Here is a 26,971-nt window from a genome sequence, read left to right as displayed (position 1 = left end):
TAGCATGTTGAATGCTTCTTACTGGTTAACCAATATAAGGTTAGAGCAGGGTTATGTTATTGAGGATGGACAAGTGGTTGGTACGGATACGAAGGTTTGTCATATCCGAATTGACGGGGATAAGATTTCAGAAGTGGTTGGAGCGGACGTAGAGCTTCGGAGTCATCTACCTAAATATGACTGCAAGGGGTTATTGATGCTTCCTTCCTTTGAGGAGGCACATATCCATTTAGATAAAACATATTTCGCTGGACCATGGAAAGCGGTAAAGCCTGCTGCCGGTGTCTTTGAACGCATTGAGGAAGAGAAGGTATTATTGCCTAAGCTGCTGCCTATGGCGAGACAACAAGCGGAGAGCATCTTGACGCTTATACAGCGTTTCGGTGCCACACATGTGCGTAGTCATTGTAATATTGAGCCTGTCAGCGGTCTGAAGCGTTTAGAGGCAACCCTGCAAGCATTGGATACCTTCTCCGGTACAATTTCATCTGAAATTGTAGCCTTTCCGCAGCATGGCCTGCTTCGCTCTAATTCTGTTGAATTAGTAAAGCAATCCCTGGCAGAGGGGGCAACCTATGTAGGTGGTGTCGATCCATACTCAGTGGATGGAGATATCGAGAAGTCACTCCAGACCATGGTCGAGCTAGCGGTAATGAATAATGCTGGCATTGATCTTCACTTACATGATGGAAAAGAAGCAGGAAAGCAGACGCTGTCGCGTTTGGCTGATCTCACAAAAGAAGCTGGCTTACAGGGCAAGGTGACCGTTAGTCACGCATTCTGGTTCGCAGGTGCATCGCAGCAGGAAGCAGAAGAAATGGCTGCACGGATGGCATCACTTGGTATGGGTATTGCATCCACAGTACCTATTGGAAGAATGATGATGCCACTTCCGATGCTGCACAGCCAAGGTGTACAAGTGAAACTGGCAACAGACAGCCTTACGGATCACTGGTCTCCTTTTGGCAATGGAGATCAATTGGAGAAGGCGGGACGGTACGCAGAGTTATATGGGTGTAGTGATGAACGGTCATTATCGCAATCCCTTAGATTCATAACAGGAGGGATAACGCCTCTTAATCTAAAAGGTGAACAGGTATGGCCAAAAGTAGGAGACACGGCAAGCTTTGTGCTGCTGCATGCCAGCTGCTCGGCCGAAGCAGTAGCAAGAAGAGCGGACCGTCAAGCGGTATGGTTCGAAGGGCGTCTCGTGAGTGGATCATTATAGGGATATGAGAGGTGGATGACATGCTCATCTCTAACCATTTACAACAGTATAAAGCAGCGATGCTCTCTCTTCCGAAGGGGACCGCGCTATCGAAAGATGATCTGCAGGTGGATAAGCTTCTAATGAAGCGTAGCGGGAAGCTTGAAATGTACTATGCACCGCACAATGAATACATTAATCCATCTGCAAAGGTGATTATAATCGGACTAACACCCGGTTTTACACAAATGAGAATAGCCATACAAGAAGCAGTTATTGGGTTGAAAGCCGGGCTTTCAGATGAAGAGGTATGCAGAAAAGCAAAAGAAGCGGCGAGATTCGCAGGCTCCATGAGGAGTACGTTAATTCACATGCTAGATACACTTGGGCTTCATCAGTACTTGAACCTTACCTCTTGTGACCAATTGTTTCAGAAGCAGCAAACGAACCTGCATACCACCTCTTTATTGCGTTTTCCTGTATTCGTAGAGAAGAAAAATTATAATGGGGCACATCCTAAGCTACGTTCAGATCCGTTCCTTAGAGAATGTGCGCTATTGTCGTTAGAGCAGGAGTTGGGTATCCTGAACCAAGCTTTAATTATTCCTTTAGGAAAAACGGTGGAGGGAATGCTCCAGCTTTTGGCATCTGAGGGTAATCTCGATGATCACCGCTGTTTATGGGGATTTCCTCATCCTTCTGGAGCGAACGGACATAGATTTAAGCAGTTTGCCAGCCAGCAAGAGAACATGACAAAGACGCTCCAAGATCATCTATGGAACGCCTGAACGGCTATCTATTGCGACATTTTTCCTGAACCTCACGTTAAGATACGATTAATTCTAAGGAGCAAGGCAGTGGAGAACCTATCGGCCAAGCGACCAAAATCGTTGTAGAAAACTAATTTACATGAAATCGAAGAAATAACGGATGACATGGAAAAAGACCGGCGAGGTGTAGGTCAAGCTATCCACACGGCTTAAATAGCTTTCTTTTAAAGCTACGAATTTATCGCCATCACCGATGAGCAAATCTCGCTTCAGCACGGAAACCGTTAAGCTACCCAAGAAGCCGCTCAAACTGATTAGCATGCCTGACAGGAAACCGAAGATCGGGTTAAGCGGCGTCAGGTAGGGATAGATCAAATAGGAGACCCCGGTTGTTACGACAAACGCACAGGCAAAACCTTCCCAGGTCAAATACGGGTTGGCGGTTGGGACCACTTTGCGCTTTCCCATATAGAGGGATGCGAGATAGTGGACCACATCATTCAGCTGTGTCAGCACTACTAGGAATAATACAAGCCCCGCTCCATACTCCGGTGTAGCAAATTGAAAATAAGCTAAGTGACTAAGTCCGAAAACCATCAACATTAATCCCCACTGGGTTGAACTAACACTACGCAGGAAGCCAACTGTCCCTTTATTAATGAGCCTAGGTAGCGGTAGGAGTAAGAATACATAGACTGGAATAAACACAATAAACATCCCGTACCATTCGATATAAATCCAGTAGAACTGTAGAGGAATGGATAAGTACGCCCACAGAAATAGTCTGCGGTCGGATTTTCGTGACTTTATCATGGAGAAATATTCCTTGAGTGCGAAGAAGGTCAGCACCATGAGTGCCAATAGTGAGACGACTGGATTAAAGAGAGTAGCCAAGCAAAAGATAAAAAGCATTCCCCACCAGGTTTTGATGCGGAAGCCGATCCCTGTATAGTCTTTACTGGGCTGTAATTTGCCTATAATTACATACATCAAGTGAATGGCCGATAAGGCCGCAAAAATCAGGATTACCGTTAATAGAGAGCGGTCGATAGCTAATCACCAACTTGTCGTAGAGTAGATTCCATTAATGGGTTCATATGTTATTATGAAGGAAACGTTCAATCTTGATAAGGGGAAAATTGTAAATGGCAGATGATCCATCGGTCTTTATCTTGCTTACGAATACCGGAACGCTCTTTACGAAGCTTATTCAAGGCTACACGAGAGCTCCTTATAATCATGCATCGATCTCCTTTAATCGGGAGCTTTCCGAGTTATATAGCTTTGGCAGAAAGCACCCGAGCAACCCTCTAAACGGAGGATTCGTGAAGGAGGATATTAAGACAGGCACGTTCAGCAAATATCCAAATACGACGTGTGTTCTATATGAACTTCAAGTTACAGCCCGTGAAGTGGAGAAAATGGAGCGGGTACTCAAAGTTTTTATCCGAAGCCGGCAAAAGTATCTCTATAATATTCTCGGCGTGATTGGTATCGCTCTGAAGGAACCTGTTGAATTCAGCAACTCTTATTTCTGCTCACAATTTGTAGCGGAAATTCTGGAGAGGTCCGGCATTAAGTTATGGAACAAGCTGCCTGCGCTCGTAACGCCGGATGATTTTCGGCAAAGCGATCGGCTGAAGCTGATCTATCAAGGCAAATTAAGTGAGTACGAACCTAAAAGCTAAGGGAGAGTATTTGGATGAATAACAAAGAACGGTTCTCAAATCGGGTAGATTCGTATGTGAAATATCGCCCGAGTTATCCTAAAGAAGCCATTGATTATTTATACAATACGATTGGGCTAAAATCGAATTGTGATATTGCGGATATTGGCGCAGGAACAGGAATATTCTCAGCACTGCTTCTGGAGCGCGGGTGTCGCGTGACTGCCGTTGAACCAAATCCGGAAATGCGTACAGCTGCGGAGGAGAAGTTCGCAAAGGATAACCATTTCCGCGCATTGCCTGGGTCTGCCGAGAAGACAGAATTGCCAGACCAGTCTGTAGACTTTATCGTGTGTGCCCAGGCGTTTCACTGGTTTGATAGGGATGCAGCGCAATTGGAATTCAAGCGGATTCTTAAACCGGGTGGAAAGGCAGTTCTGATATGGAATTCTCGGCATACTTACGGTACCCCATTTCTGGAGGAATATGAGCAGCTCGTGCAAACCTTCGGCACCGACTACACTCAAGTTAATCATAAGAATATTACCCCTGAAATCCTTAGCTCCTTTTTTAAGGCAGGGCAGATGCAAGTAGCGCACTTTAGCAATCAGCAGGTATTTGATTTCGAGGGATTAAGCGGACGGGCGAGATCATCTTCCTACATTCCGGCCCCCGGAGATCCACGTTACGAGAATATGATGACGGAGCTGAGGAACCTATTTGAACGAAATAAACAGGATGATAAAGTGTTTTTTGAATATGAGACCGAGGTCTATTGGGGCGAAGTATAGTCAATGAAATCAGCATATTAAAAAGACTCAAATCCTAGTGATAACAGGGATTGAGTCTTTTTTTACTTTTAGTTACGAAAGATGAACGTAAAAGGTGGTGGATTCGCCGACCGTGCTTTTGGCGTAAATTTTTCCTCTATGAGGTTCAACGCTGTATCTATCTTCAGCATAAATGATAATGACCGTTCTGGAGGTTGTTAGAAGTAATCTAGTTTCTATTCACTGGGGTGGAACCCAACTGAATCGGTTTATTAGAAGTGTTGATAACTACATTGTGTGAATTAAAAGACAGAATTTGAATCAGCTGCTCTGCCATATGGTTCGCAGTATATTTGAACCCTCCCTTTACCCATTCCATGATTAATCCAAATAGAGCATAGGCCGTATAGCTAGAAAATAATTCGATATTTATATTGTTATTAGTATTATTAACCGCGACTAAGTCCTGCTTGGTTAGCTCCTTTAAGATGTCACAAATCTTATTTTGAAACCCAGGCAGAACATTGGAATTTACAATGATGGTATAAAAATTAGAGTAGGAAACGACATGCTCAAAAATTTTGATGCTAGAGGTGGTAAGCTCACTCACCATGAATTTATCGGTATGGAGATAGGGATCTTTATAAGCCTTAATTAAATCCTCCAGCACATCATCAATCAGCTCATTCAGAAGTTCTTCTTTGGTTTGATAATGCTTATAGAAGGTTCCACGGTTTAAATCGGCAAGGGTCACAATATCGGTTATCGTAATGGTGCGGAAATTCTTTTTTTCCATGAGTAATATCAATGCATTTTTTAGTTCTTTCTTCGATTTACTCGTTCTTCGATTTTTAAGCAACAGAAGACCACCTAACTGTCTATTTTCTATTCCTATTTCAACACAATTCCAAGTTATATTTATTTATGAACATTTGATGTCTCATTTGTATATTGATAGTTAAATTGCAGAAGATTAAACTTGAGTAGAATAAATTTTAAGTGATTTAGAGATTTTATAAAATATAAGGAAGTATAAGTTTCACGCTATACTTTATCCTTATATTTCTCGCATATACGCTTACCGTCCCATTAAGGACGCCGAAGGCGTTTTTGCTTGTATTAATACTTACATTATAGATAAACGTAAAGGAGACTTCCAACATGAAACTTCAAGACAGAGTTGCAGTTGTTACCGGAGCAGCCTCGGGTATGGGGAAATCTATTGCAGAGTTGTACGCTAAAGAAGGTGCTAAAGTAATAGTAGCCGATCTTAACCTCGAAGGTGCGGAACAAGTCGCAGCAGGAATCGTTAGTAGTGGTGGAGTAGCTAAGGCGTTGAAAGTAAATGTTGCTCTAGTCGAAGATATCAATAACATGATTGATACCGCAGTAAATGAATATGGAACGCTAGATATACTAGTGAATAATGCGGGTATTATGGACGGCTTTGAGCCAGTTGGTGATATTAATGATGAGAGATGGGATCTTATCTTTGACATCAATACCAAAAGTGTAATGCGGTCCACACGTAAAGCGCTACCTATTTTCCTCGAAAAAGGAAAGGGCGTTATTGTGAATACCGCTTCTACCGGTGGCGTAAGTGGTGCTCATGCTGGAGCAACTTATACTGCCTCCAAACATGCAGTAGTAGGCTTGACGAAAAATACAGCTTTTATGTATGCCAACAAAGGCATTCGTTGTAATGCCATCGCACCAGGAGCTACTGCCACTAACATTAGTGCTTCTATGAAAAATATTAATGAGTTCGGCATGAGCCGCACTCAACTAACACAGGCTGTAATTCCTCGTGTAGGTTCACCTGAAGAAATCGCACAAGTTGCGTTATTCCTGGCTTCAGATGATTCCAGTTTTGTAAACGGAGCAGTCCTCGCTGCCGATGCGGGATGGACTTCAGCATTCTAAAATTAGATATCATAAAAACTCCGCTAGAGATTACTCTAGCGGAGTTTTTTATGCTCTTGATATTTCCAGGTTAACCCTTCAAAATAGAGAGAATGCTAACTATAGAGGGAGTTATATGAAATGAACGATGTTAAGGCGCGGAATCATGTGAAAGTGATTGGAGAAGGAGAAAGAACCATCCTTTTTGCACATGGATTTGGGTGTGACCAGAGCATGTGGCAGTTTATCACGCCTTCTTTTGAGAAGAAATATCGAATCGTTCTATTTGATTATGTAGGTTCAGGTAACTCAGATTTAAGTGCATATACAACAGATAAATATCATACGCTCCACGGCTATGTACAGGATGTATTGGATGTCATCGAAACGTTGGAACTCAAAGATATTATTTTTATAGGTCATTCGATTAGTTCTATGATCGGGATGCTTGCTTCGATTGAGCGGCCGGATTATTTTGATAAAATGATTATGATTGGTCCTTCTTCATGTTATTTAAATGAGGGGGATACTTATTTCGGAGGCTTCGAGAAGAGCGATATTACTGAGCTTCTGGAGATGATGGAGATGAATTTCGCTGGCTGGGCTAGCTTTATGGCACCTCTTGCTATGAACAACCCTGACCCGATGTTAACGAAAGAGCTGGAGCGCAGCTTTATCTCGGCAGATCCTGTTATTGCAAGAGAATTTGCAGAAGTTACGTTCTTTTCAGATCATAGGGAAGATCTACCTAAGGCTACAATCCCTACACTTATTCTACAATGCTCGGATGACAGTATCGTACCTATAGCGGCTGGAGAATATCTACATAAACACTTGAATAATAGCACCTTCCGGTTAATGGAGGCTAAAGGGCATTACCCGCATATAAGCCATCCTGAGGAGACCATCACTTTAATTAATGAATATCTTACGTAAGCTAGATGAGATTATGCTGTGTTGAAAGGATATTTAGATCATGGATGACCGATTAAGATATGCGCCTTGTGGCTATGTTTCTATTACCCATGAAGGAATAATCAAGGATGTAAATCAGACGTTCTTGGACCGTATGGGGTATAAGCAGGTTGATTTGGTGCATAAGCATTTTGAATCTATCATGTCTACGGCAAACAAGCTTATTTTTCATTCATACTTCTATCCTTTTATCAATCTGAATGGACATGTAGAAGAGCTATTTATCAATTTGAAGGACAGCAAGGGACAAGCCGTCCCTTACTTGTTAAATGGCAGATGCCTTGAGTGTGAAGGTGTGGAGATCATTGATTGTATTCTGGTACAGATGGGCAAACGTATTGATTATGAGCTAGAGTTACGATCTGCGAAGAAGCAAATAGAAGAGGCTTATTGGGAAAAAGATCAGGCGCTGGCAAAGCTCAAACAAATTCACCTGGAAATCGAGCAAAAGCAAGCTGAGCTGATGGAAATGAATGCCGTTTTAGTAGAATTATCTAATACAGATAAGCTGACTGGGCTGAAGAATAGAAGGTTTCTTCAAGAGAAGCTGGAAGAGCAGATTGCAGGGTATGGCCAAGTTCAAGCAGCATTTTCGCTGTGTATTATAGATATTGATCATTTTAAAAAAGTGAACGACACCTATGGGCATCAGACAGGTGACTATGTACTGGAGAAATTGGCGAGTATCTTGAAATTGCAATCTCGTGAAGAGGATATTGCGGCTAGATATGGCGGTGAGGAATTTGTACTTCTTTTACCAAATACAGATATCTCGGAATCAAAGATCATAGCCGAGAATTTACGGCAATCTATCGCATATTCAACATGGGAAATGGGCCAGATTACGGTGAGTATGGGTATAGCTACGTTTATTCCAACCGATTCAGAAACCACCCTACTGCAAAAAGCTGATCAAGCGCTCTATGCCTCTAAAGAGCATGGGAGGAACCGCGTCACGCATAGCATAGATTTGAATGAAAAGCTTCTTTAACAGGAGGCTTTTTTGTTATTTATAAACGATACATCCTCTTTGCTCTACTTGCTCTAAAATATCTGTTCCCTTCAAGCTGTGATTCCATCTGAGATCCAGTTTCTCTAATCGTTCAAGCTGTAAAAGGGAATTCGGGATTTCTTGCAGGTTATTATCTCTTAAATCAAGCTCAACAAGGCTGCTTAATTGACCTATTTCCTCAGGCAGCTTATTCAGTTTATTTTTTCGAAGGTTAAGTCTTCTTAACTTGTTTAGTTTACCGATGGATGAGGGCAGTTCAGTGATTCGATTATCACTCATATCGAGTATCCGCAGTTCTTCTAAAGCACCCAAATGCTCTGGCAATACGACCAGTTGATTACCGTAAAGATGAATCTCTCTTAACCCTTTTATTTGTGTGATCGAATCAGGTAGACGTTCTAGCTGATTATAATAAAGCCGCAATTCAATTAGACTGCTCATTTCGCCTATACGGGTAGGCAATTGCTTGAGATGATTATCTGTTACGTTCAGATACTTGAGTTTCTGGAGATTACAAAGCTGCTCCGGCAGCTGTTCGAACTGATTATTGCTTAGGTATAGAAAAGAATCTAACCCCTGCAGTCCGCCAATTGTCTCCGGCAACACCTTCAGTCGATTATGGCCTAAATCCAACATTCTTAGGTGAACTAAACGACCGATATTCTCGGATAACCGCTCGACGTCATTACCTGCATAATTTAGTACCTCTAATTCATCATGAAGGAAGAGTTGATCGGGAATCTCTTTAATATGGTTGTTGTACATGCTCAGTTCTAGTAGAGGATTGCTCTCAAACACGATCTCTGGCGTTTCTGTAATTCCTTTTCCGTCAAAATTATATCTCATGGAAGGTTCTCCTTTGTTATTGGTTTTGGCATCGTTACGATAGAATATAACAGGATGATGATTTATTATCTGTATGTTGGCATACAAAACTATGGTGTGTTTTAGAAAGGAATAATGAGATGGAAGCTTCTTTTTGGACTGGCATTCGCTTTTTTCAGGGTTTACCCTCGGAGGAGATCAAGGCGGTCTCAAGATTATTCACTTATAAGGCATATTCCAAGGGGACTCTAGTGTTTACAGAATCAGATCCGGGGGAACATGCCTACATTATCTATTCGGGGATTATAAGGGTGTACGCTACCACGAAAGGGAAAGAGCATACCGTAGATCTTTTTGGAAAAGGCGATTTCTTTGGCGATCTGGAAGTGATCCATCCCTCCAATATAAGAGTGCTGTCTGCGGTGGCTATGAATGATACTGTATTATTTGTGATTAAACGTGAGCCTTTTGAGCAGATGCTTGCCGATTACCCGTTGATTAAGGAACAATTGATGCTGCTGCAAATGGACCGTTTATTTTTATCGAATCGGTTATTACATGAAATGAAATTTCATGATGCGAGAGCGCGTGCGATATTTACGCTAAGAAGACTATACCAAAGATTCGGAGTAGAGGAGCAAGGCAAACAGAGGATTGATCTTCGATTGACCCATCAGCAGTTCGCGGATATGATCGGAACGTTAAGGGAGACGGCTACCCTTGTGCTTAAAGATCTGCAAGAGCAAAAGATTATTGATATTCAACATCAGCAGATCACCGTGTTAGACCCGACGTATTTACTAGAGTATACGGATTTCGATTGAGAAGAGCAGTTCCGGGATCTTTTTCAGAGAATTGATTGTTAAAGGGGTTATGAATGTGGCATGTAATCATTGTGTAGTAAGAGAACTGAGTTTTGAAATCAAGGCTCATGGTGAGCTTAATCTAAGGATTTTACCTGAGGTTATTCATCACTTGAGTAGAAGTAATACGATACATAAGGTAGAAGAAAATGTGATTACGATTAAGGAGGCTGGGGTGCGGGATTTTCTAGATTTCTGTAATGACCATATGGAGTCGGAGCAGGTTGAATTCCGTATAGATGACCAAACATGGAGACCTCTATCCGAATTACCCACTGTACTTGATATGGAGTGGATTGATGAGGTTATAACTAAGGGTTTAGTTACTTGTCACTTCCAACCGATTGTGAACGTACGGGAAGATATTTTTGCATACGAGCTCCTATCCAGATTTAAAAAAGAAGATGGGTCCCGTATCTATCCTAATGAGATTTTTGCGGCGGCACGAAATCGTGGGCGTTTATATGCTTTAGACCGGTTATGTAGAATGACTGCTGTAAAATATGCTGCACCCTTAAATAAAAAAACCTTTATTAATTTTATCCCAACGTCGATCTACGCGCCAGAGTTCTGCTTAAGATCAACCGTTGAACTGGCCAATCAATTAGGCGTCGATCCCTCTCTTTTTGTCTTTGAAGTTGTTGAGACGGAGAAAGTGGATGATCTCGCTCATTTGAAAGCTATTTTGACATATTACAAGGATCGGGGATTTGAATACGCTTTAGATGATGTTGGCGAGGGCTTCAGCACGATCGAGATGTTGTTGGAGCTTAAACCCCATTACATGAAGCTGGATATGAAATATGTTCAGGGTGTGTCCAGCGATCTGAACAAACAGAAAATAGCTAAACAATTTTTAGAAAAAGCTTTAGAAATCCAATCCGTTCCTTTAGCAGAAGGTGTGGAGTTTAGAGGGGACTTTGAATGGCTTAAGCAGAGTGGTTATCAGTTGTTTCAGGGATATTTATTTGGAAAGCCTGATCCTATTCCCAAACAGTGATCCTAATGAGTATAACTCCGTCTAGAGGATGAGGTGAATTTCAGGTCAGAGTCTGAGTACAGCCAACCCCCGGGGTTGTATAATTAAGGTAATTGAGAAGGGGGACGGGATGGATATGAAATGGCATAAGTACATCACACGCTGGGCGGATTCTAGAGGGTTAGGTGGACGAGAAATTGATTATCAATGGCCGTCTCCATCATTTCCGGTGGTAAGTATTCGCAGCAATTTGGGTCGATACTCAGGTCAGGGGTATGGTCACGGAAGCAAGCCACAAGTGAAGACAGCTGTTGGATTAATTGCCATTGGAGATATAGCTGTTGGCCTGATTTCCATAGGTGCGATAAGCGTAGGGGTTCTATCCGTGGGTGCAATATCACTAGGAATGTGGTTAGCCCTTGGAGCGATAGCAATTAGCTGGCTTGGCTTCGCAGCTGGGGCGATTGCCATTGCAGGAGTGGCTGTAGGAGCGATCGCGATAGCCGAAAAAGCGTTGGGAGCTGTTGCCATAGGTGATACGGCATTTGGGGCGGTAGCCATAGGACGAATTGCTGGGGGAGCAGTAGCTATTGGCCAATGGGCATATGGTCTAATCGCAGTTGGCGAGCATGGCTTCGGATTAATTCCCATCACGGGCGATGTGTGGAATTGGTTCCGGCGTTTGTTTGGTGCGGGGAGTTAAGTAGACCTCCAGTCCTAAAGTGTCCTCTCTCTTCCGGGATAGTCGATAAATAATATCTATCACGATAGAAAAAGTAATTGCAATTACCTATTCGGATTTCATACCAATTAATCATGCGATCAGATGTAGCGTTATGTTACTCTTTGTAATGTATTCGAAACTTCATAGGCAAACCTATGGAAATGTAGGGACGCAAAGCTATAGGGACTAAGGTTATCATAACTATTGTCAGCCAGCTGCCAAAGAGTGTATTACGCTTTTTGTTAAAGTTTAATAAAAATTAAGTCTTAGTTTTTATGCGACTTTATACGCAATCAAGCTACTCTTTTGGGGTAGTTTTTTTTGTGCCTATTTTTAGGCACGGAAGAGATTCATATTACATCTGGGGGGTAGAAAAGATGAAAAAAATGATTGCGATCGCTACATCGGCAGCCATGTTAGCTAGTTTTTCGAGTGAGGCAGGTTATGCTTTAGCAAGTGATGTAAGCAAGGTAAGTGTAGTGAACACTGTAGTACAAAGCAAGGCTGACCTATTCAGCAATGCGTCAGTTATTCCTTTTGATCTGTACGGCAAGGCTATCCTAAGCGCTTATAATGATGTTTTTAGAATGAATCCTGCGAATATTAAATCCATTACCAATAACGGTGGCAACTACTCAGGTTCACCTATAGCTAAGGCTATGGATGGCGATATGAGTACGCATTGGGAAACGGGCAAACCGAACAGTTCAACGTTTACGAATGAGGTTGTCTTTGTTTTCAATGAGTCCACTGAATTAAATAGAATCGTATACGCTGCAAGACAATCCAGTGCAAAGGGGAAGGGGTTTGCTCAGGAATTTGATATTTATGGCTCAACTACGGATGCAGGCGATTATACGCTAGTATCCTCTGGAGAATATAAAGGCGGAGCAGGTGACGTAGTAGAGATTCAGTTTGCACCTACAGCCTTCAAGAGACTTAAATTTGTCTTCAAAAAAGCTAACCAAGATTGGGCGAGTGCAGCTGAGTTTTCTTTTTACAAAGAAGATACCGTATCCGCTAAAATGAAAAATTTATTTACAGATGATACCTTGAGTCAAGTTAGCGCAGCATTTAATACGGTGGAGAAATTAACGGCTTTAGAACAAGACGTGCAGTCACATCCACTGTACGCGCAGTTTCAAGCAGATATAGAGAATGCAAAAGTACTTCTGGAGAACCATCAAATAGAGGCAACAGCGGCTAAGGTTTCGAAGCTAAAAGGCTATGGTACAGCATACGAAAATGCCTATAGCGAAGCTTATAGAATGCCCAACTCAAACGTATCAAAAGTAACGGTGAACGGTGGGAGCTATCCAGGTACGAAACCGGAATACATGCTCGATGACCAGCCGAATACACACTGGGAAACGAACAAAAACAATGATGACAGCTTCACGAATGAAGTCGTGTTTGAATTAGCGCAAGCGAAAGTACTAGATAGATTGGCTTTTCTGGCTAGAGATAATCGTAAAGGCTTCCCAGAGGCTTTTGAAATTTATGCATCAGAAACAAGTAAGGGAGAGACCTTCCAGCTCGTATCTAGCGGAACCGCGACTAGTACGAATGACTTTCTGGAGTTTAAATTCGAACCTACAAAGTTTAAAAGATTGAAATTCAAGTTCACAAAAGCCAATATCAACAGACCCTTTGCAGCTGAATTTAGATTTTATACAGAGGATAAAGTAAGTGAAGCTGTAAATGGTATTTTCACAGATGGCACGATGAGTGCGGTTGTTCCTGCTTATAATAGCGCCAATGCAATCAATGAATTAGAAGAAGCGGCAAAAGTACATCCGCTCTATCCAATCCTGAAAGATTCTTTGGATTTAGCTATGAAGCTAGTGAATGGTGAAGTTCAAACCGAAGGCACCATCATTGAGGCGGAACAACGTGGAGATATGAAAAAGCATGCGCAGGAAAACCTGAGAATTGGTTTCGGTACGAACAACCAGCCTACAGGTCTCGTTGCAATGCCTGGAGATACGATCAACATTTATGTGGACGCAGCTTCTAGCGATAAACTACCTTCTTTAGTCTTTTCTCAACAAGAGGCGGCTTGGAATGTTTGGGCTAGAGGTGTGCAGTTGCGTCCAGGTAAGAACATTATAACCGTTCCTGAATTTGCTACGAATAGTTATTATGCACATGAAGTGACTAAGGGCGGTACAGTGTATATCGTCAATCCATATACAGCAGAGGAACAAGGTAAAGCACCTATGATCCGGTTCGAGGGGCTTACCAAGATCCCTATGATGACCAGGACTACAGATCCTGAACAATTTAAAGCCTTCTTAACCACCTATAAACAAAAATTAGATGAAGATAAGGCAGCGCATCCGAATGTTCAAGATCGCGAGCTCATCGATGTGGTGGAAATGGTCAGCGATCATGTTATTTTCACAGGAACTGCGACAGAAGCTTATAACAAGTTTATTACGCAAGAAAATGATCCGCTGGGTACCGTAACCGGCTATGATACTTGGATGAAGACGATCTTTGACTTCTATGGCTTGGATGGCAGTAGTGTGATTCATGATGCCAAGCTAATTCGTGAGAACATCCGATTGATGCAGCCTTATGGTGCGATGTATGCAGCGGGAGATCATACAGGGATACAAATTGGGACCGTAGGGACGATGTTAGGTGATTTTAACAAAGTCTATCCAGGCTGGGGATTGAATCATGAAATAGGGCATCGCTTGGCGATGGGTGAACGAGAATATGGTGAAGTAACCAATAATATGGTGTCTGTGCTGATGTCAGTCTATGCGGACTCGATGGATACTCGTATTCCTTTTGAAAGTGATATTTATAAATATGTAATCGAAGAAAATAAAGTGGTTATGAATCAGCAGGGCTTATTTGCACAGCTCGGTGCCTATTGGCAGTTAGAATTGGCGCATCCGGGTTACTGGACAGAACTGACCAAGCTGTACCGCGAGCGGAAGGTCTCTCTTACGAACGGCGACAATTCCAAGCAGCAGTATTTGGTGGAGTTCTCCTCTGAAGTGCTGGGGTTAGACTTAAGTAGCTATTTTGCCAGACATGGCTTCACTGTGAATCCTGAAACGAAAGAGAAGTTAGCTAAATACCCAGCACCGAAAAAGCTATGGTATTTAAACAATTCAGTGGTTCATTATGTGGGAACAGGGATAGCAGATAAGAATGTTGTGATAAAGGTTAATGTCACGCCTAACACTACTGCTAAATCGAACACATTAAGCTTCAGTATGGATACGGATCTTAAGAAAGATTTCTTAGGTTATGAGGTGTATAGAGACGATAAGTTAGTAGGGTTTACAGGGACTGACCAGTTCGTGGACACGAATGTAGATAACAGCATCAATTATACGTACAAGATCGTTGGTTATGATAAGAAGCTGAACCCACTGAAGCCGGTACAGGTTAAAGCCTTCAAGCCAGCGTTATCTGTTGAAGATCAAATCACGTTAAAGCTTAATCAAGCTTTTGATCCGATGAGCTATGTAAAAGCGACTAACTATCAAGGAAACGATATTACTGCTAATGTCACCCTGAAAGCAAATACCGTTAATGTAACGCAAAAAGGCGACTACGAAGTGGTATATGAAGTGAAGAACGAAGGGGTTACAGAAACCAAAACTACACTGGTTACGGTAACGAGTGACTATGCTTATCTTTCGGATCTTAATGCGAAGTCAGTCGTTGTTGGTTGGGGTGAATTAAAGAAAGACAAAGCCGTTTCTGGTGGAATCATCACCCTTATTCGACAAGGGTTAGCTGCGACCTATACCAAGGGAATCGGTGTACATGCGAACTCTGAAGTTATTTATGATATTGAGGGTAAAGGTTATGACTTCTTTGAAAGCTACATCGGGATCGATCAAGCGATGAAAGGAAAGCCATCCTCTGCAACCTTTGAAGTGTATGTAGATGGAGAGAAGAAATTCGGGAGCGATGTTTTCCGGGCAGGAACAGAGCATGAATTTGTGAAAATACCTGTGACAGGCGCGCGCGAAGTGAAGCTGGTTACCACAGATGCTACAGACGGCAATGCTTCAGATCATACGGTATGGGCGGATGCGAAGTTTACGAATACTTCAAGCAAGCCTACAATCACAGTGCCTGAAGAGACAACGTTTATTAAGCTGAACAGTGAATTTGATGTTTTGACCGATGTTACAGCCGTTGATAAGGAAGATGGTAACTTGATTGGAGCCGTTGAGGTAAGTCCGAATGGTTTTACTTCAAGCAAGACAGGCACTTACAACGTCGAACTGTCAGTTACAGACCGGGATGGGAATACAGCTGTGCAGACCAGAACAATCGTTGTGTATAGCGCTAGTAAATACTTGAGTGATACAGCTTGGCAGTCGGCAAGAACGGATTATAATGTTGTTCGTAAGGATAAGGCAAGTTCCAACAATCCGATTAAGCTACTCGTAAATGGCGTAACCAAAGAGTTCGCTAAGGGTTTAGGAACGCATGCTAACTCCGAGATCGTGTATAATCTGGCGGGTGCTAATTTCGAATATTTTGAAACATATGTAGGGGTTGACCGAAATATCCCAGAGCAAAATAATTCTAGTGTGATCTTCAAAATCTTCGCCGATAGGGTAGAAGTGTATAATAGCGGACTGATGAAATTTGGCACGGAAGCTAAATTAGCTCGGATCCCTGTGAAGGGTGTAAGTGAATTAAAGTTGGTACTAGATAATGCCGGCAACGGAAATGCTTCAGACCACGGTGATTTCGCTGATGCGAAGTTTATGATTCTAAACAGTACGCCGGAGCTTACCATAGCTAAATCTGTATCCACCAAAGTGGGGCAAGCCATAGCAGTAAGTGCGGACTATTCAGCAATGGATTCAGAAGATGGTGACTTGACGGCTCAAGTAAAGGTTACGGGTGAAGATCAAGTTAAATGGGGCAGAGCTGGAAAGTATCCGATTACTTATACAGTAACGGATAGTGATGGAAATACGACCACGAAGACTAGAACCATTGCCGTTGTAGACATGACGGACTTTACGTATCTGACGGATTACGACTGGAATTCTACTCAGAACAGCTATACTGCGCCTTTGAAGGATAAATCTATTAGTGCCAATACGCTGAGATTAACCGATGAGAGCAATCAAGTAGTGTCCTATGAGAGAGGGATTGGAGCACACTCTAACTCGACGATTGTATACGATCTAAGCGATAAGAACGCGGACTACTTCACTTCCTATGTGGGTGTAGATCGACAAATGTATGGTACGGTCGGTTCGGTGAGCTTTGAAGTGTTTGTCGATGGAGAGAAGAAATTCGATAGTGGGGTTATGGGCTCCAGAGATCCGCAGAAGTTCATCGAATTGGATATTAACGGAGCTAAAGAGCTGAAATTAGTCGTTACAGACGGCGGAAATGGCAACGGATCTGACCATGCTACATGGGGAGGAACCAAACTACATTTTGCGAATGGAGATCACCTATTCACTGGAGATCTGGAGCAAGCCATTGCAGCGGCAAAAGCAATTTCTCTAGAAGGCTTCACGGCTGAGAGTATTGCGGTATTTACGGCAAGCCTTTCAATTGCAGAAGCGGCTTTGACTAATCCTTCTGTCACACAAAGTGAAATAGATGCAGTCTCAGCAGCGTTACAACAAGCAACAGAAGGTCTGACCGAAATAGACCTTACGCAAGTCATTACCATTGCGGACAAATATTTAAGTGCTTCGATCAAGACTACGTTAGGCGTAACTGGAGAACTAACGCTAGGGGATATGTATAACCTTACAACGTTAACGAGCGAGACCGGAAGAGCTAGATCCTTGGAAGGTCTACAGTATGCTAAGAACCTAGAGACACTTGATATTACTGGAAATGAAATCACTGATTTCTCCCCACTACAAGGGTTAACTAAACTAACGAGCTTATTGGCTGACCCTCAAGTGGTAGAGGTGGGAGGATTAAAGGGACCTGTGGTTGAATGGACCAATCCGGTGAAAGGGCTCGATGGCAGTAAAGTGATCCCTAATTCAGCAGGGGTCAGAAACACTGGAACATCTAAAGAAATCATGTTTGATATGAATGAATGGGCAGCTAATCCTGATGTGTTCACCATAGACCTATCGAACGAGGAGAAGGGAACTTACATGCTGGGGTTAACTTACCAAGTCGCAGGTAATCTCGTGCAATTAATTTCTTTTATTGATAACAATTAAATCCCATAGGCAGAAAAAAAACAGGCGAATTGTGGTGTATTCAACCATGATTCGCCTGTTTTTATATTGGGCTTACGTAATATGAGACTCGTATTATGTAAAAAACATCCATTTTGTAATATGACAGAAGTGATGACAACGCTCACTATAACCAGACAAGTCTATTAATTATAATGAATCAGATGGTTCAACTCTTCCAGCCTACGAATGTTCAGCATGAGTAATCGTGTGAGAGAATCTTTTGCTAATGTTCAGGCAGACTATTATCCAGAGTTTAAGGCCAGCGATCCGTATATCAAATTGCAACAAAGGATCAATATTTTAGAGGAAAATCTATCTGCTAGCAGACGTATCTATAACGAAAATGTGACAAGCTATAATTCGATGATAAGTACTTTTCCTAATTTTTTATTTGCAGGGGCTATTGGATTTAAGTCGGAATTCCTGCTCAAGATGGAAGGGGCCAAACGGGCAGACGTTAATTGGACGGTATCCTAAGTGGACTTGATATAGAGAATTAAGATTGTCATGAGATTTAGAGGGAGGCGTTTCTATGAAAATCGTTATTGTGGATGATCATCCTTTAGTTAGAAGAGGGCTGGCATCTGTCATTTCAATGCAGCCAGGTGTGCATTTGGCTGGTGAAGCTACGAATGGTCAAGAAGCATTTGATGTGATTGAAGCGACAAAGCCAGATATTGTTCTCATTGATCTTAAGCTTGTTGATGAATCGGGCTTGGATATCATTAAGACAGCACGTGCTCGCGGCATGGTTAGTAAGTTCATTCTGTTGACTTCCTCTGCGAGCAGAGAGGATTTTTTGAGGGCTGAAGAAGTACTAGTAGATGGATATGTCCTAAAAGAGGCACTGCCGGAGGAGTTACTCTTTGCTATCCATTTGGTGCATAAAGGGAGAAAGTACTATGATCCTGGTCTAATGGAAGAAAAGATGCGTATTAGCGGCAGCAGTCCGACGGATGAATTAACACCGAAAGAGAAGGAAGTACTGATTGAACTTGGACAAGGTGCTTGCAACAGAACGATTGCTACACGTCTATATATCAGTGAATTTACGGTGAAGAAGCATGTCAGCCAGATTTTAGCGAAGCTGCGGGTTAATGATCGGACACAGGCAGCATTGTACGCAAACGCGATAGGGCTAACGAAATATGAAATGTGTTATGAGTAAAAATATAACATTAGCATTAAATACGAGGAGGTGTCTCAGTAGCAGTTCATAGCTCTTGGGACACCTCCTGAATTTTTCTTTTTTGTATGCAATGTATTTAGGAAGCGGCTATTTTTTGGCGGATTTGGGCAATCGCTTCTCTTGTTACCACTTCTCCGGCGGCTATGTAGTCGTCCGCATCCTTAAAGCTGATTTGATTGAAGCCAAGATCGGGACGCAAGATTACATCCGCTAATTGCAGCTCTTCCTTTATCAGCTTTGCGCTCATGATGTCAATCGTATTCATTAAGGAATCTATTAGATGTCTGGCTGCTCCCTTCGTGAAGGATTCAGGGCAAACGTTAACTGCGATCACAATATCAGCTCCCATGCTCCTTACTAGCGCAGCTGGCACAGGATGAACAATGGCTCCATCGGCTAAGTGCTTTCCTTGATAGTTGACAGGTCGCATGGCTACGGGAACGGCTGTACTTGCGGCAATGGTATGTGCAAGCGAACCCGTCCTCATGATATGAGCCTCACCGGTGGAGACGTCTGAAGCTATCGCGCCAAAGGGTATAGGCAGCTCCTCAATTAGACGCTTACCGACATGCTTTTCGATAAAGCTGATAATGGGCGCGTTATGAACAAGGGACCGCATAGGGAAGGTTGGACGCACCAGTTGTCCCCAACTGATCGTAGAAAGAACCTTCATACATTCTTTTACAGACATTCCGGCTGCATAGGCTCCTCCGACCATAGATCCAACGCTTGTTCCTGCGATCATGTCTATGGGAATGCCCTCCTGCTCCAGAATGTTTAACACCCCAAGGTGAGCCATGCCTCTGGCTGCGCCGCTTCCTAACGCCAGACCAATAACTGGGCGGTCTCCTACTTTACGGACTCGGCCGAAGCGGAGATGGTGACTGTAGATCATACGTCCTTCGCTACGAATATAGGCTTCTCTCACGATATTTCGTAATTCCTCTACATTATTGTCGAGGTAAGGGAACAGGGACAGCATGCTCAGGGCATCTTGAGAGAGGATTTCTTGCGCATTGCCCGCTCCTTCTTTCTCTAGAAAGTATTGCGCAAGCAGCGGTATATCTTCAGTTCGCTCACGAAGAGGAGGCACAGGCAAGACCGCTAAGTGGGAAACAATCTTCAAGGGACAAGTGCTAGTCAGGATGATTCGAATCTGTGCACCTGCCTCCAGCAGCTGTAGTAGCTTCTCAGAAGGACAGCATTCTGCTTCCTCGATGACAATGGTTCCTCCTTTTGCCGCAATAACCTTGGTCTCCCAATCAACGAGGCTCATGTCTGCTACATTTAACACCAGTAGCGGGTATTGTCCGTTCGTTGCTCGGTAATGAAGTGCTCTTGCTGCATTTACCTTCCCTGTACCGGATTCACCTATCACGACAACATGGACCCGCTCCGCCGACAGATATTCAATCGATCTGAGAAGTGTGCGCATTTCGGCGCTTTCTCCGATCAGTTCACCATAACGCTCTTGTTCCTCGGATTCATGAAGCTTCATGATGATCTGACTTTTCGAATGCTCTTCCAGTACACGTTCGTTGGAATTTTGGATTCTCTTGATCATGGATTCGATGATCTGGCTGCGGAACTCGCGATTTTTGTCCATTAACAGCAGCATGCCACTTCTGGATACGGATATTACATGAACGTTATCGATCGCTTCTACATGTGCGCTGATGCGGTCTCCGGTAAGACAGGACATTTCCCCGAAGAACTGGCCTTTCGAGAGTATAGCCAATTCTACCTTTATTTCCGTACTAATAAATACTTGTACCTGACCGGATACCAAAATATAAACCCGCTGGCTGACCTCGCCCTTTTGCATGATAAGCTTGCCGGGTTCATAATGCTGTTCTTGCATTTCAGGAGCTAACTGCTGTAATTCTTCAACGGACAGGTGCTCAAGCATAGGGTAGTCTATGTAGGAAAGATACAATTTGAATCCTCCTTATGTGGAGATGATTGAGTATTTTTCCCTATATTATCACAATGCAATTTTATAGATGTCATATGACAAAATAGATGACAAAGTTAATTACAACATAGGATTCTATGGCGAGATCAGATGATATAATGAGTATAACTGCTTTGCGAGATTGCTTATTCTGTCTACCTAATTGTAACTAGGGAGTGCTGTTCATGTTTGAGTTGCAAGGATACCAAACTTTAGATCTGATAGAGACTACCTCAGATATCAGGCTGTACAGACTCCTACGTCAAGAAGATGGCCTTAGGGTTATCGCCAAGACAACTACAGGCGAGTACCCGGGATCTACTATGGTTGATGCTTTTCGTCATGAGTATGACATGCTTAAGCGACTTAGCGGTCGTGGAGCAATCGAGGCATATAGCCTGGAAATCACGCCGGATCGGCCAGTCCTCCTCCTAAAAGATATAGAGGGGAGTACGCTGGATCAGATACTGCGTACACCTGATTCATTGGAGCTTCCATTACTGCTTCGGATCGCCATCGCTGTTGCTGATTGCCTTATGCAAATTCATCGTGAAAAAATAACACTAAATGAACTGACCCCCGCTCATCTAATCGTCAATCCAATTACTTTTGAAGTGAAATTTATTGATATACGAATGTGCTCCGCTGAAAATGATACCAGTCCATTGTCACCCTTAAGCGGGCGGCCGGATACCTTGCTTCCTTATATATCGCCAGAGCAAACGGGTCGAACTGGGTTGAACCCGGACTATCGTTCTGACTTTTATTCGCTTGGAGTCATTATGTATGAATGTCTCTCAGGCAGTCGCCCCTTTGAGCTTCATGATGTTGTTGATATTGTATATCGTCATCTTGCAGATACACCTGAGCCTTTACATCGCAGGTTTCCCACTATCCCTCTATCTGTCTCTGACATTGTTGCTAAATGCATGGAGAAAATGCCTGATGCGAGATATGCCAGCGCCTTTGGAATCAAGTCGGATCTTGAGAAATGTCTAACCCACCTACAACAATACGGGTACATCGAGCCCTTCCTATTAGGAAGCTGGGATATTCCGGAACGCTGGATGGTATCGGAACGATTCTACGGAAGACATTTTGAGAAACTAAGCTTACGAGAAGCACTGAAACGAGCATCACAAGGTGCTGTAAAGACGGTCTGGCTTAGTGGTGAGAGTGGTATCGGAAAAACAACCTTTCTAAAAGAAACGCTTAGAAATTCGATTTCTTTGGATGGTTTTTTCGCCAGAGGCAAATTCGAATCTCTACATACCTCACTCCCTTATGGCATCTGGCATCAAGTTATAGAAGAATTGGTCAGTCAACTGCTGATGGAAACGAAGCTGCAGGTGGAGGTTTGGAAGCTGCGTATTTTACAGGCAGTGGACAGTTACGGGCAATTATTGATCGAACTTGTCCCTAAGCTTGAGCTCTTGATTGGCCCCCAACCTTCCGTGCCTCCGTTGCCGCCGCTGGAAGCTCAGCATCGATTTCAATTAATTATGAGCCGATTTATTCAACTCTTTCCTCATGAAGATCATCCCTTGATCTTGATATTGGACAATCTGCAATGGGCGGATGAAACATCGCTGCAATATCTTACTTCGCTTATAGAGGACACGGCCACGAGTCATCTGCTAATCGTTCTTTCCTATCGTGATCGGGAAATCACGAGGCTGCACCCACTCAGTAGGCTGGAAAAGCATTTGATAGACCGCAACGTAGTGATGAGTAGAATATCTCTACAAGCGCTTGAACTCACCGATTTAAAACAACTGCTACTGGATGTTATGCGTTACGAGGCTACTGACTTGGACGAGTTAGCGCGGGTACTTCTGCATAAGACAGATGGGAATCCACTATTTATTAAGCAATTCCTTCAGGATTTGATTGATGATCAGCGAGTGGAATTTGACGAGGATCTTCGAAGCTGGAAATGGGACCTCCAGCGCATTACTGAATTGAATGTTCCTGATAATGCAGCAGCCTATCTTTCAAGTAAGTTACAGCAATTTCCTGATCAGACGGTGTATGCACTTAGTAGAGCTGCATTACTGGGCAGCATATTTGATGTGGGTACGCTTGCCGAAATTACGGAGATTCCGGTAGAGACATTGACCGAAGCGTTGGAAGTCGCTGTAAATGGACGGGCGCTACAACCTGTTAACGGGGAGGAATATACGCATTTTAAATTCCAGCACAACCGCATTCATCGGGCGGCTTATGCTCTTGTTCCCGAAGAGGTGCGCCCAGAGCTACATTGGAGGATTGGCATGCTATTGCTAGGCCACAGCTCTCTTAGTGAAGGAACAATTCTGTTTGAGGCGGTCCATCATTTCAATCAGGCGCTTACATGGATAGATCGTCCCGAACAGAGGCTTCAACTGGTAGAGCTGAACTTACAGGCAGGGATAAAAGCGAAGCAAACGACTGCACATGAGACAGCCTTACAATATATGCTTCAGGCAACAGCGATACTAGAGGAGCAGAGCTGGGAGGAGCATTATGGGCTAACCTTCCGGGTATTTCGTGAGAGGGCCGAGCTCGAATACTTATGTTCACATTTTGATAAGGCTAATGAATTATTTCATCTGTTAATCCATAAAGCTGCGACAAATACGGATAAGGCTTACATCTACGCGATGAAGGTTCAATTGGAAGCAAGTAATGATAACCATGAAGAGGTTATCTCCTTAGGTCGGCATACATTATCGCTATTGAAAGTGAGCCATCAATTTGATCCTAGCTATGTTCAATTGACGCTTCAATGGTTAAGATTGCGGCGCAGACTACAGAAGGTTTCACTCGAATCGCTTAATCTTTTACCGCCGATGACCGACGAGGCTCGTAGAGTCGCAATGACCACTTTAGATCATACGAGCAATGCCTGCTTCTATGTCAACCGAGATGGGTGGCTCGCTTCTTCCTTCACCATGATTGAATTGACGCTCGATTATGGGATGACTCCGGAGGCTTCCATTGGATTCATAGGCTATGCAATGTTTCAATACTATTACTTCCGTAATGATGAAGAAACATTTAAATGGGCCATGCTGGCTTGCAGCTTATCGGAACCCTATCCGAAAGTGCATATGACAACCTTAGCTGCGTTCGCAATGTGCTACGATAGCTGGCGGCATTATGATCCAGCTATGCTCCGTATGTTTACCGAGAAAGCAGGTAAAGTGGGACTGGAATCAGGTGACTTATGGAAGGGTAACCAGAGTGTGCTAATCAACTGTGCCTCCCTTTTGCAATTTGGCCATCCGTTAGGCGATATCTATGATCGGTTAATTGCTCATTCCGGTGATTTGCTGCGCCATAACAACAGTCTTCATTGTAAGCAGGCTATCATAGCTGCGGCTACTCTAGTTCGATTGACAGGTTATCGCTCACTAGATGATCCATTTAACATTGCAGAGATTAGCGAACCTGATTTTGCACAGTCAGTTCATGGAGATACCTTTAATTTTATACAAGAAATGGTCTGGATACACCGATATTTGACAGGTTATGTATTTGGGGAGTACCGCGAAGCCAGTGCGGCATTAGCGAAATCAGCTGCCATTATAAAATCACGTGAAGATGGCTTAGACAGTCCCATGCAGACCGTGTATGAATGTTTAGTCTGGGCTCAGTTATATGAGGAATTTAACGCTGAAGAGCAACGTATATACCGGGTAAAAATGCACAGTCGCCTGAAGAAAATGAAAAAGCTTGCTAAGCGTTGCCCGGAAAATTATGAGCATAAATATTTGTTGATGAAGGCTGAGCTGACTCGCCTATCGCGAGATCCACGACAAGCTGAAGCCTTGTATGAGCAGTCTATTGAGGCTGCTCGTATCAACGGCCATATTCACGATTTAGCGATGGCGGCGGAATGCTACGGCAAGTATGGACTTCGTCATGGCAAATTACATCTAGCAAGAATCTATATGACTGAGGCCTACGAGGCTTATCTGCAATGGGGCGCAAAGGCTAAAGCGGCTGACCTTGAGCAGCAGCATAGCCATTTGCTGCATATTAAACGGGAGCCCGGGCTCGATCGAGTCGATTCCCTTTCTGTAGTTATGTCTGCTCAAGCTTTATCGGGCGAGATGGAGATGAGTCGATTATTGGCCACGCTGATGCGGATCATGCTCCACAATGCTGGGGCCGAATATGGGGCAGTTATTTTTGATCATGATGGCAAATGGATGGTTGAAGCTTATGGTACCTCAGAAGCTCAGCATATCGAATCTGTTCCTCTCGGGGAAGAGTCAGATCTTGTTCCGGCAGCGATTATAGCCTATGCAGCAAGAACACAGGAGCAGGTTGTATTACATGATGCGCTCAGTGAGGGGATATTTACGCGTAACGTTTACGTTAGGAATAATAGACTGAAATCAGTTCTTTGTCTTCCTATCATGAATCAGAATAAATTGGTTTGCTTGCTCTATTTGGAGAACAACCTATCCCCAGGTGTATTTACGCCAAGTAGACTCGATGTGCTCAAGCTGCTTGGTTCACAATGCGCAATCTCAATCGCTAACGCCAAGCTGTATTCGGGAATCCAATATCTTAAAAAAAATCTAGAGGACCAAGTTGTAGAAAGAACTCGTAGTCTGGAGCGTTCGATGCGAGAAACATCTGCGGCTTTGGCCGAAGCTACCGTCTTTGAAGAACGCAATCGTATTGCCCAAGAGATTCATGATATTGTTGGGCATACACTTACATCGACGATTCTGCAGATTGAAGCTGGCAAGCGGCTGCTTCAGAAAAAAGATATAGATAGTGGTTTTCAGCGACTGGTTGAAGCACAGGATCTTGTTCGGCATAGCTTGAATGAAATCCGCGGCTCTGTCCATATGCTGAAGGAGGACAAGTATTCGGACCTCACGGTCATGTTGAAGCAACTGATACGCGATACTGAACGTAATGCGGGCGTTGTCGTCCATGCCATTATTTATGATCTGCCGGAGGCCATGTCAACAGCCTATAAAAAGGCCATCTATCATGCTTTGCAGGAGGGCCTAACGAACGGAATCAGACACGGTAAGAGTACGGAGTTTCATTTTAGTCTGGAGTCTGTCGGAGCAAATTTACAGTTTAGGCTCAAAGATCGTGGGTCAGGAGATAGTCATATAGTGATGGGTTTTGGACTTAGGACGATGAAAGAACGGGTGGAGCAACTGGGAGGTAGCTTATCCATTGATTCAGAAATGAATGAGGGCTGTCTACTGGAAATCGATCTGCCAATGCGAAGGGTTGGGAATAGAAAATGAGTAAGATAAAGATTGTAATTGCCGATGATCAATTGTTGACGCGTGAAGGACTTCGTACCATTCTGGATCTGGAGGATGATATGGAGGTGGTCGGCGCTGCCAAGAACGGGGAAGAGGCCTGCGAGATGGTGGAAGCATTCCAACCCGATCTGGTACTGCTTGATGTCCAAATGCCGATCATGAATGGGATCAGTGCACTAAAACGGATCAAGCAGATTCGTCCGGATATATTCATTCTGATTTTAACCACTTTTATAGAGACCGATTATATTGTTGAGGGTATGGCATTTGGAGCAAGCGGCTATATGCTGAAGGATATGGATGCTGATAAAATGATTTCTTCGATCCGTGATACGATATCCGGGCAATTTATTCTGCCAGCTCCGGTAGCAGCCAAATTGGCGACCAGGATGAATAGATTGACGGAGGAGTACGAACATTGGCAAAGATCCAATGTAGATCGTATGAGTCTGACAGAACGGGAAGAGGAGCTGGCGCAGCTCATTATCCGGGGACTTAACAATCGCGAAATTGCCGATACACTGCATATTGCGGAGGGGACAGCCCGTAACTATATTAGTAATCTTTATAGCAAATTAGAGGTGGTTGACCGGGCTCAAGCGATTGTGCGACTTCAAGCTATTATGTAACCATAGTT

The 26,971-nt window shown here is 43.4% G+C and carries 19 protein-coding genes and 1 riboswitch; of the genes, 15 read left to right on the top strand and 4 right to left on the bottom strand.

The features are described from left to right. Positions 1-4: 4 nt before the first annotated feature. Complete coding sequence (locus tag NYE25_RS20260) at positions 5-1,228, top strand: amidohydrolase (RefSeq protein ID WP_341146704.1); 1,224 nt, start codon at positions 5-7, stop codon at positions 1,226-1,228. Between the two features lie 20 nt (positions 1,229-1,248). Next, positions 1,249-1,995 (top strand): uracil-DNA glycosylase family protein, encoded by a 747-nt coding sequence (locus NYE25_RS20255; protein WP_341146703.1) that lies wholly within the window; start codon positions 1,249-1,251, stop codon positions 1,993-1,995. Positions 1,996-2,112: 117 nt separating this feature from the next. Here NYE25_RS20255 and NYE25_RS20250 read toward each other — a convergent pair whose 3' ends face one another. Continuing rightward, positions 2,113-3,027 carry a phosphatidate cytidylyltransferase gene (locus tag NYE25_RS20250; RefSeq protein ID WP_341147759.1) on the bottom strand — a complete coding sequence of 305 codons (915 nt, stop codon included), beginning with the start codon at positions 3,025-3,027 and terminating at the stop codon, positions 2,113-2,115. A 95-nt stretch (positions 3,028-3,122) separates the two neighbouring features. Between NYE25_RS20250 and NYE25_RS20245 the strand changes: the two genes are divergently transcribed. Both NYE25_RS20245 and NYE25_RS20240 read left to right on the top strand, forming a co-directional pair. After that, the gene (locus tag NYE25_RS20245; RefSeq protein ID WP_042192886.1) at positions 3,123-3,665 is read left to right on the top strand and encodes a hypothetical protein; all 543 of its coding nucleotides are present in this window, start codon (positions 3,123-3,125) and stop codon (positions 3,663-3,665) included. 14 nt (positions 3,666-3,679) lie between these two features. Further along, positions 3,680-4,435, top strand: coding sequence for a class I SAM-dependent methyltransferase (locus NYE25_RS20240; protein ID WP_341146702.1), 756 nt, complete (start codon positions 3,680-3,682; stop codon positions 4,433-4,435). A 208-nt stretch (positions 4,436-4,643) separates the two neighbouring features. On the opposite strand, the gene NYE25_RS20235 is transcribed toward NYE25_RS20240, so the two are convergent. Further along, positions 4,644-5,273 carry a TetR/AcrR family transcriptional regulator gene (locus NYE25_RS20235; protein WP_341051144.1) on the bottom strand — a complete coding sequence of 210 codons (630 nt, stop codon included), beginning with the start codon at positions 5,271-5,273 and terminating at the stop codon, positions 4,644-4,646. 302 nt (positions 5,274-5,575) lie between these two features. Here NYE25_RS20235 and NYE25_RS20230 point away from each other — a divergent pair, with 302 nt between their 5' ends. The 3 genes from NYE25_RS20230 (at position 5,576) to NYE25_RS20220 (ending at position 8,282) form a co-directional block, all read left to right on the top strand. Then, entirely contained in the window at positions 5,576-6,337 is a 762-nt protein-coding gene (locus NYE25_RS20230) for an SDR family oxidoreductase (protein ID WP_341146701.1), read from the top strand. A 120-nt stretch (positions 6,338-6,457) separates the two neighbouring features. Beyond that, positions 6,458-7,252, top strand: coding sequence for an alpha/beta fold hydrolase (locus NYE25_RS20225; RefSeq protein ID WP_341051146.1), 795 nt, complete (start codon positions 6,458-6,460; stop codon positions 7,250-7,252). A gap of 40 nt (positions 7,253-7,292) precedes the next feature. After that, positions 7,293-8,282 carry a sensor domain-containing diguanylate cyclase gene (locus tag NYE25_RS20220; protein WP_341146700.1) on the top strand — a complete coding sequence of 330 codons (990 nt, stop codon included), beginning with the start codon at positions 7,293-7,295 and terminating at the stop codon, positions 8,280-8,282. A 15-nt stretch (positions 8,283-8,297) separates the two neighbouring features. Here the strand turns inward: NYE25_RS20220 and NYE25_RS20215 are convergent, their stop codons facing one another. Next, a complete protein-coding gene (locus NYE25_RS20215; protein WP_341146699.1) occupies positions 8,298-9,149 on the bottom strand; it encodes a leucine-rich repeat domain-containing protein in 852 nt (283 codons plus the stop codon). A gap of 119 nt (positions 9,150-9,268) precedes the next feature. Here NYE25_RS20215 and NYE25_RS20210 point away from each other — a divergent pair, with 119 nt between their 5' ends. The 6 genes from NYE25_RS20210 to NYE25_RS20185 all read left to right on the top strand — a co-directional run bounded on the left by NYE25_RS20210 (position 9,269) and on the right by NYE25_RS20185 (position 19,074). Next, positions 9,269-9,952, top strand: a complete 684-nt coding sequence (locus NYE25_RS20210; protein ID WP_341146698.1) for a Crp/Fnr family transcriptional regulator — start codon at positions 9,269-9,271, stop codon at positions 9,950-9,952. Positions 9,953-10,001: 49 nt separating this feature from the next. Beyond that, on the top strand, positions 10,002-10,991 hold the full coding sequence (locus tag NYE25_RS20205; protein WP_341146697.1) for an EAL domain-containing protein: 990 nt from the start codon (positions 10,002-10,004) through the stop codon (positions 10,989-10,991). A gap of 109 nt (positions 10,992-11,100) precedes the next feature. Further along, positions 11,101-11,673: a hypothetical protein gene (locus NYE25_RS20200; RefSeq protein WP_341051154.1), complete on the top strand. Its 573-nt coding sequence runs from the start codon at positions 11,101-11,103 to the stop codon at positions 11,671-11,673. 157 nt (positions 11,674-11,830) lie between these two features. Further along, a riboswitch (cyclic di-GMP riboswitch) is annotated at positions 11,831-11,917 on the top strand. A 154-nt stretch (positions 11,918-12,071) separates the two neighbouring features. Then, on the top strand, positions 12,072-17,885 hold the full coding sequence (locus NYE25_RS20195) for an NPCBM/NEW2 domain-containing protein (protein ID WP_341146696.1): 5,814 nt from the start codon (positions 12,072-12,074) through the stop codon (positions 17,883-17,885). A gap of 228 nt (positions 17,886-18,113) precedes the next feature. Then, positions 18,114-18,383 carry a LemA family protein gene (locus NYE25_RS20190; RefSeq protein WP_341051156.1) on the top strand — a complete coding sequence of 90 codons (270 nt, stop codon included), beginning with the start codon at positions 18,114-18,116 and terminating at the stop codon, positions 18,381-18,383. A 55-nt stretch (positions 18,384-18,438) separates the two neighbouring features. Continuing rightward, entirely contained in the window at positions 18,439-19,074 is a 636-nt protein-coding gene (locus NYE25_RS20185) for a response regulator transcription factor (protein ID WP_341146695.1), read from the top strand. A gap of 97 nt (positions 19,075-19,171) precedes the next feature. On the opposite strand, the gene NYE25_RS20180 is transcribed toward NYE25_RS20185, so the two are convergent. Continuing rightward, the gene (locus NYE25_RS20180) at positions 19,172-21,031 is read right to left on the bottom strand and encodes a patatin-like phospholipase family protein (RefSeq protein WP_341146694.1); all 1,860 of its coding nucleotides are present in this window, start codon (positions 21,029-21,031) and stop codon (positions 19,172-19,174) included. A 203-nt stretch (positions 21,032-21,234) separates the two neighbouring features. Between NYE25_RS20180 and NYE25_RS20175 the strand changes: the two genes are divergently transcribed. Together NYE25_RS20175 and NYE25_RS20170 are read left to right on the top strand one after the other, a co-directional pair. Continuing rightward, positions 21,235-26,313 carry an AAA family ATPase gene (locus NYE25_RS20175; protein ID WP_341146693.1) on the top strand — a complete coding sequence of 1,693 codons (5,079 nt, stop codon included), beginning with the start codon at positions 21,235-21,237 and terminating at the stop codon, positions 26,311-26,313. Then, positions 26,310-26,963, top strand: coding sequence for a response regulator (locus NYE25_RS20170; RefSeq protein ID WP_042192856.1), 654 nt, complete (start codon positions 26,310-26,312; stop codon positions 26,961-26,963). The genes NYE25_RS20175 and NYE25_RS20170 overlap by 4 nt, the downstream gene beginning before the upstream one ends. Positions 26,964-26,971: the final 8 nt, after the last annotated feature.

It is taken from the genome of Paenibacillus sp. FSL E2-8871 (assembly GCF_038000345.1).
Classification (GTDB): domain Bacteria; phylum Bacillota; class Bacilli; order Paenibacillales; family Paenibacillaceae; genus Paenibacillus_AQ.
The sequence above is the reverse complement of the archived record's forward strand: the minus strand, read 5'-3'. Positions and strand labels throughout refer to the sequence as shown.

Coding starts and splice junctions, on each gene's coding strand:
- NYE25_RS20185 (WP_341146695.1), top strand. CDS start 18,439: ATGAAAATCGTTATTGTGGATGATCATCCTTTAGTTAGAAGAGGGCTG.
- NYE25_RS20205 (WP_341146697.1), top strand. CDS start 10,002: ATGAATGTGGCATGTAATCATTGTGTAGTAAGAGAACTGAGTTTTGAA.
- NYE25_RS20210 (WP_341146698.1), top strand. CDS start 9,269: ATGGAAGCTTCTTTTTGGACTGGCATTCGCTTTTTTCAGGGTTTACCC.
- NYE25_RS20230 (WP_341146701.1), top strand. CDS start 5,576: ATGAAACTTCAAGACAGAGTTGCAGTTGTTACCGGAGCAGCCTCGGGT.
- NYE25_RS20195 (WP_341146696.1), top strand. CDS start 12,072: ATGAAAAAAATGATTGCGATCGCTACATCGGCAGCCATGTTAGCTAGT.
- NYE25_RS20200 (WP_341051154.1), top strand. CDS start 11,101: ATGGATATGAAATGGCATAAGTACATCACACGCTGGGCGGATTCTAGA.
- NYE25_RS20170 (WP_042192856.1), top strand. CDS start 26,310: ATGAGTAAGATAAAGATTGTAATTGCCGATGATCAATTGTTGACGCGT.
- NYE25_RS20225 (WP_341051146.1), top strand. CDS start 6,458: ATGAACGATGTTAAGGCGCGGAATCATGTGAAAGTGATTGGAGAAGGA.
- NYE25_RS20255 (WP_341146703.1), top strand. CDS start 1,249: ATGCTCATCTCTAACCATTTACAACAGTATAAAGCAGCGATGCTCTCT.
- NYE25_RS20215 (WP_341146699.1), bottom strand. CDS start 9,149: ATGAGATATAATTTTGACGGAAAAGGAATTACAGAAACGCCAGAGATC.
- NYE25_RS20175 (WP_341146693.1), top strand. CDS start 21,235: ATGTTTGAGTTGCAAGGATACCAAACTTTAGATCTGATAGAGACTACC.
- NYE25_RS20260 (WP_341146704.1), top strand. CDS start 5: ATGTTGAATGCTTCTTACTGGTTAACCAATATAAGGTTAGAGCAGGGT.
- NYE25_RS20220 (WP_341146700.1), top strand. CDS start 7,293: ATGGATGACCGATTAAGATATGCGCCTTGTGGCTATGTTTCTATTACC.
- NYE25_RS20240 (WP_341146702.1), top strand. CDS start 3,680: ATGAATAACAAAGAACGGTTCTCAAATCGGGTAGATTCGTATGTGAAA.
- NYE25_RS20245 (WP_042192886.1), top strand. CDS start 3,123: ATGGCAGATGATCCATCGGTCTTTATCTTGCTTACGAATACCGGAACG.